Below are 5,606 nucleotides of genomic sequence, written 5' to 3'. Positions count from 1 at the left end.
GTCGAGCAGACCTACCAGATGGCGCTCGAGCGCGGACGGGAACTGCGCGAGCTCGGCATCACCGTCAATTTCGCGCCCGATGTGGATGTGAGCAGCCAGCCCGACGACTCCGTCATCGGCGACCGTTCCTACTCGGACGATCCGCAGGTGGTGGCACAGTACGCGGGCGCATATGCCCGAGGACTGCAGGACGCGGGCATCCTGCCGGTGCTCAAGCACTTCCCGGGGCACGGCTCCGCGTCGGGGGATTCGCATACCGGCGCGGTCACCACTCCGCCCCTCGACCGGTTGCAGCAGAGCGATCTCGTGCCGTACCGCGAACTGGTCTCGTCCGATGTCGCGGTGATGCTCGGGCACCTCGAAGTTCCCGGACTGACCGACGGTGTGCCGGCGAGCATCAGTAGGCCGGTGGTGGATCTGCTGCGATCCGGCGCCGGATACGGAGGGCCGCCCTTCGACGGCGTGATCTTCACGGACGACCTGTCCGGGATGCGTGCGATCACCGACTCCTACGACATCACCGAGGCGGTGGAGGCGGCGCTCGTCGCCGGTGTCGACCAGGCCCTGTGGTTGACCACCGACGAGGTGCCGGCGGTGCTCGACCACCTCGAGCAGTCGGTCGCGGACGGGGTGCTGCCCGCGACCCGGGTCGACGACGCCGTGCGCACGGTGGTCCGGGCCAAGGGTGCCCTGGACTGCTGAAATCGGCATCTCGATCAGGGCTCGCGCGATGCTTCCCTACCGTAGAGTAAGAATCTGTTTCGACTGGGTGTTGGAGGGGTCATGGCCGGCGGTACCAAACGATTGCCGCGCGCGGTGCGCGAGCAGCAGATGTTGGATGCCGCTGTAGATGTGTTCTCCGAGAACGGCTTCCATGACACGTCGATGGATGCGATCGCCACACGTGCCTCCATCTCGAAGCCCATGCTCTACCTGTACTACGGCTCGAAGGACGAACTGTTCGCCGCGTGCATCAGCCGTGAAGGCCAGCGCTTCGTCGAAGCGCTCACGCCCGCCGGCGATCCGGCGCTCGCGCCGCGCGAGCAGTTGCGTGTCGCGCTGGAGTCGTTCCTCGGTTTCGTCGACCAGCATCGCAATTCGTGGATGGTGCTCTATCGGCAGGCGCTGTCGCAGCAGGGATTCGCGGGGCAGGTACAGAACAGCCGCGACCGTCTGATCGAACTCACCGCGCACCTGCTCGAATCCAGCACGCGCGAACCCGATCCGGGCACCGATTTCACGATCATGGCGGTCGCGCTCGTCGGTGCCGGGGAAGCGGTCGCCGACCGCATCGCCGGTGGCGAGATCGACGTCGAGAAGGCCGCCGATCTGCTGGAGAACCTCGCGTGGAGAGGCCTGGCCGGCAAGAAGCGGCCCGATCACCTCGAGTCCGAGCACCCCGAAACCGGCTACAGCGCCTGACTTTTCGTAGACGAGTACGCCGGGACGCCCCCATCGCGCCCCAGCGCACCGGTCCCGAAGGCCTGCGTACGTCGCCGCTCTCAGCGCAGGGTTGCGGTGAGATGCGGGTAGAGCTTCTTCCGGTGACGCAGAGCAAGAGCCCAGCCTTCGAGTTCCCGTTGCGCATAGAGATTCACGGTCGCCGGTAGGAGCACCGGCTTGCCGAACCGCACCGAGTACGTCACCTTGCCCGGGATCCGGCCCTCGACTGCGCGCAAAGCCGCTGCGGCGCTCCACATGCCGTGAGCGATCGGTTTCGAGAACCCGAAAGCCTTGGCGCCCAACGTCGAAACATGAATCGGGTTCCGGTCCCCGGAAATTGCAGCATACCTGTCGATGATCTTCTGATCCACCCTCAATGTCGAGGTCGGAACAGGGGGGATCTCTTCGGGCTCCGGTTCGGTTTTCGGCTGCCCCGACAGCGACGTCCGTTGCTGGTGCAGGAACGTCGAAGTCTGGCGCCACACGGTTTCCCGGCCCACGTTCACGACACTGACCAGGTCGACGAGCAGCCCCTTGCGGTGTTCGCGCATGTTCTCGGCGTGCACCCGCACATCGAGCGGCTCGCTCAGCGAGATCGGACGCAGCTGCTCGATGACGTTCTCGGCGTGCACGGAACCGACCGCGGCGAACGGGAAGTCCTTCGACACCATCAGTTTCATCACCAGCGGGAACGTCAGCATGAACGGATACGTCAGCGGCAACGTATCGCCGAATCTCAGCCCGCACACCTTCGTGTACTCCGCGAGATTGTCGGGATCCACGCGCAGTCCGCGCAACAGCAGCGTGTCGTCGGGCAGCGAATCTCCCGACGCGCCGACGACGGGCAGCGCCGAGAGCGCTGCCCGCCCGTACACCTCGAGCGTCGACGGACGCGAGGAGAGCTCGATCTCGGCCATCAGGCCCCCAGCATGGACTGGCCGCACACGCGCACGACCTGGCCGGTGACCGCGCTCGACGCGGGATTCGCGAACCATGCCACGGTCTCGGCGACGTCGACGGTCTCGCCGCCCTGCTGCAGCGAACTCATCAGCCGGCCCCCCTCGCGGGTCGCGAGCGGGATCGCGGCGGTCATCGCGGTTTCGATGAAGCCCGGTGCGACGGCGTTGATGGTGATGTTCTTCTCGGCCAGGACCGGTGCGGTGGCCTGCACCAGACCGATGACACCGGCCTTGGATGCGCCGTAGTTGGTCTGCCCGCGGTTACCCGCGATGCCCGCGATCGACGACACGTCGACGACCCGGCCGCCTTCTTCGAGCGCACCCTTCGCGACGAGGACGTCGGTGATCTTCTGCGGAGCACGCAGGTTGACGGCCATCACGGCGTTCCACCTGGCCCCATCCATGTTGGCGAGCAGCTTGTCTCGGGTGATGCCGGCGTTGTGGACGATGATGTCGGCGCCGCCGTGCCGTTCGAGCAGGTGGGCGGCGAGCTTGTCGCCGGCGTCGTCGGCAGTCACGTCGAGGGCCAGGGACGTGCCGCCGACCTTGTTGGCGGTCTGGACGAGCGCTTCCCCGGCCGCGGGTACGTCCGCGGCCACGACGGTCGCGCCGTCGCGCGCGAGGACTTCGGCGATGGTGGCGCCGATACCGCGGGCGGCGCCGGTGACGACGGCGACCTTCCCGGCGAGAGGCTTGTCCCACGACGCGGGCGCCTGCGCATCCGCGTCGCCGATGCGGATGACCTGGCCGTCGACGAACGCGGACTTCGCCGACAGCAGGAAGCGCAGGGTGGATTCGGTGCCGGACAGTCCGGTCGACGCCTTCGGCGAGACGTAGACGAGTTGTGCGGTGGCGCCGCGCCGCAGTTCCTTGGCGAGGCTGCGGGTGAAGCCTTCGAGGGCGCGCTGTGCGATGCGTTCGTCGACGGAGGACGCTTCCTCCGGGGTCGTGCCGAGGACGACGACGCGGCCCGACGGGGCGAGTCCGCGGATCGCGGGCTGGAAGAAAGTGAAGAGCTGTTCGAGACCCGCGACGTCGGTGATGCCGGTAGCGTCGAAGACGAGCGCGCCGAACGAGGTGTCGGCGGGTTCGGCGAAGGGGTAGTCGGTGAGCAGGGATCGGATCGGCTCGACGAGGCGGCCGTTCCCCCCGATCAGGACGGGGCCCGGGAGCGGGGGCTCGCCGGGCTGGTAGCGACGGAGCTTCTCCGGCTGCGGCAGACCGAACTGCTTGGCGAGGAATGCTCCGGGTGCGGACGAGATGAGCTGGGCGTAGAGCTTGGGAGCGCCCTTGGTGTCGGCCACGTTTCCACCTTCTTCGATTCGGTCGTCGATGCAGTAGTCGACAACAAACTTACCCGTGAGTAAGAATAGTAGCCAGCGTTTCTATCCATCAGCATCGGGAGATTTCAGTGACCACCACAGCCCGTTCCGCGCAGCAGCGTCGAGTCGCCGTCCTCGGAGGTAACCGGATCCCGTTCGCCCGGTCCGACCGGAAGTACGCGCGCGCATCGAATCAGGACATGTTCACCGCCACCCTCGATGGGCTGATCAGCCGCTTCAACCTGCAGGGGGAGCGGCTCGGTGCGGTCGTCGGCGGTGCCGTCCTCAAGCACAGCCGCGACTTCAACCTCGTTCGCGAATGTGTCCTCGGCAGCGCCCTGAACCCGCACACCGCGGCATGGGATCTGCAGCAGGCATGCGGCACCGGCCTGCAGTCGATCATCTCCGTCGGCGACGCCATCGCCGCCGGCCGGATCGAAGCGGGGATCGGTGGGGGCGTGGACACCACCTCCGACGCTCCGATCGCGGTGAGCAACCAGCTCCGCGAGTTCCTGCTCTCCCTCAACCGCGCCCGCTCCACCGCCGATCGCGTCAAATTGCTCGGCAATGTGCGTCCGTCGATGCTGGGCATCGAGATCCCGCGCAACGGAGAGCCGCGCACCGGCCTGTCGATGGGTGAGCACGCCGCCATCACCGCGAAGGAGTTCGGTGTCCGCCGCGAGGACCAGGACGAACTGGCCGTCGCGAGCCACCGCAACATGGCTGCCGCATACGACCGGGGCTTCTTCGACGACCTGGTCACCCCGTTCCTCGGCCTGACCCGCGACGACAACCTCCGCCCCGATTCGTCGGTTGAGAAGCTCTCGACGCTGAAGCCGGTGTTCGGTACCGGGCTCGGCGACGCCACCATGACCGCCGGAAACTCGACGCCGCTCACCGACGGCGCGTCGGCTGCGCTGCTCTCGAGCGAGGAATGGGCCGCCGACCGGAAACTGCCGGTGCTCGCGTACCTGGTGGACTCCGAAACCGCCGCGGTCGACTACATCCACGGCGGGGACGGTCTGCTCATGGCCCCGACCTACGCGATTCCGCGTCTGCTCCAGCGCAACGGCCTGACATTGCAGGACTTCGACTTCTACGAAATCCACGAGGCGTTCGCATCGGTGGTTCTCGCGACACTGCAGGCGTTCGATTCGGAGGAGTACTGCAAGGGCAAACTGGGCCTGGACGCACCGCTCGGCTCGATCGACCGCAGCAAGCTCAACGTCAACGGCTCGTCGCTGGCGGCCGGCCATCCGTTCGCCGCCACCGGAGCGCGCATCGTCGCCTCGCTCGCGAAGATGCTGCACGAAAAGAGGCAGGAGACGGGGAAGCCGGTTCGGGGCNTGANTTCCATCTGCGCCGCCGGGGGCCAGGGCGTGACGGCGATTCTGGAGGCGTAGCCGTCACCCGAAAAAAGATTCCGAGAGGTCTGTAACACTTCCCGGACCACAGCGATAATCCAGTGACCCCGCGCTGCTACCTGACCCCCGACCTGGTAGCAACGCGGGGTCTTCGCATTCCCCCCGTCGGTCTCCGAAGCCCGCGGATTACCCTGGAGCGTGGTATCAGGCGCGCCGGGTTCCATCAGCGTGCTTTTCGTACGAAGGGACATGGGTGAGCGGCAACAACGGGACGAACGACCCCGAGCACGAGCAGAGCGACGTTCGACCCGCCGAATCCGGTCCACAGGCGACACCGGACTCGAACACGGCGGGTGATGCGTCCGCGCCGACGGAGCAGTTCACCGCCGTCACGCGGGCGGAGGACACCGGCGCCGGACGTTCCGGCGACGTCGGCGGCCCCGACGCGCAGAAGGGCGGCGAACAAGCCGACGGCGCTGCCGAGGCGCAGAAGGCCGGCGATTCGACCGACACCTCGC

6 protein-coding genes are annotated in these 5,606 nt (G+C 67.2%); 4 read left to right on the top strand and 2 right to left on the bottom strand.

Annotated features, from left to right (window positions below):
- Together Q8814_RS23980 and Q8814_RS23975 are read left to right on the top strand one after the other, a co-directional pair.
- On the top strand, nucleotides 1–702 hold a 702-nt coding region (locus Q8814_RS23980; protein WP_330154475.1), incomplete at its 5' end, for a glycoside hydrolase family 3 N-terminal domain-containing protein.
- Nucleotides 703–783: 81 nt separating this feature from the next.
- Nucleotides 784–1,422 carry a TetR/AcrR family transcriptional regulator gene (locus tag Q8814_RS23975; RefSeq protein WP_330154474.1) on the top strand — a complete coding sequence of 213 codons (639 nt, stop codon included), beginning with the start codon at nucleotides 784–786 and terminating at the stop codon, nucleotides 1,420–1,422.
- 80 nt (nucleotides 1,423–1,502) lie between these two features.
- Here Q8814_RS23975 and Q8814_RS23970 read toward each other — a convergent pair whose 3' ends face one another.
- A complete protein-coding gene (locus Q8814_RS23970; protein ID WP_330154473.1) occupies nucleotides 1,503–2,360 on the bottom strand; it encodes a MaoC/PaaZ C-terminal domain-containing protein in 858 nt (285 codons plus the stop codon).
- A complete protein-coding gene (locus Q8814_RS23965) occupies nucleotides 2,360–3,706 on the bottom strand; it encodes a 3-oxoacyl-ACP reductase (RefSeq protein ID WP_330154472.1) in 1,347 nt (448 codons plus the stop codon). Before Q8814_RS23965 ends, Q8814_RS23970 begins: the two co-directional genes overlap by 1 nt.
- 107 nt (nucleotides 3,707–3,813) lie before the next feature.
- On the opposite strand from Q8814_RS23965, the gene Q8814_RS23960 reads away from it, so the two are divergent.
- Together Q8814_RS23960 and Q8814_RS23955 are read left to right on the top strand one after the other, a co-directional pair.
- Nucleotides 3,814–5,127, top strand: a complete 1,314-nt coding sequence (locus Q8814_RS23960; protein WP_330154471.1) for an acetyl-CoA C-acetyltransferase — start codon at nucleotides 3,814–3,816, stop codon at nucleotides 5,125–5,127.
- 214 nt (nucleotides 5,128–5,341) lie between these two features.
- A partial coding sequence (locus Q8814_RS23955) for a hypothetical protein (RefSeq protein ID WP_330154470.1) occupies nucleotides 5,342–5,606 on the top strand: 265 nt, incomplete at its 3' end.

It is taken from the genome of Rhodococcus chondri (assembly GCF_036327435.1).
Lineage (GTDB): Bacteria > Actinomycetota > Actinomycetes > Mycobacteriales > Mycobacteriaceae > Rhodococcus > Rhodococcus chondri.
Note: the sequence above shows the minus strand (reverse complement) of the source record. Positions and strands in the feature narration are given on the sequence as shown.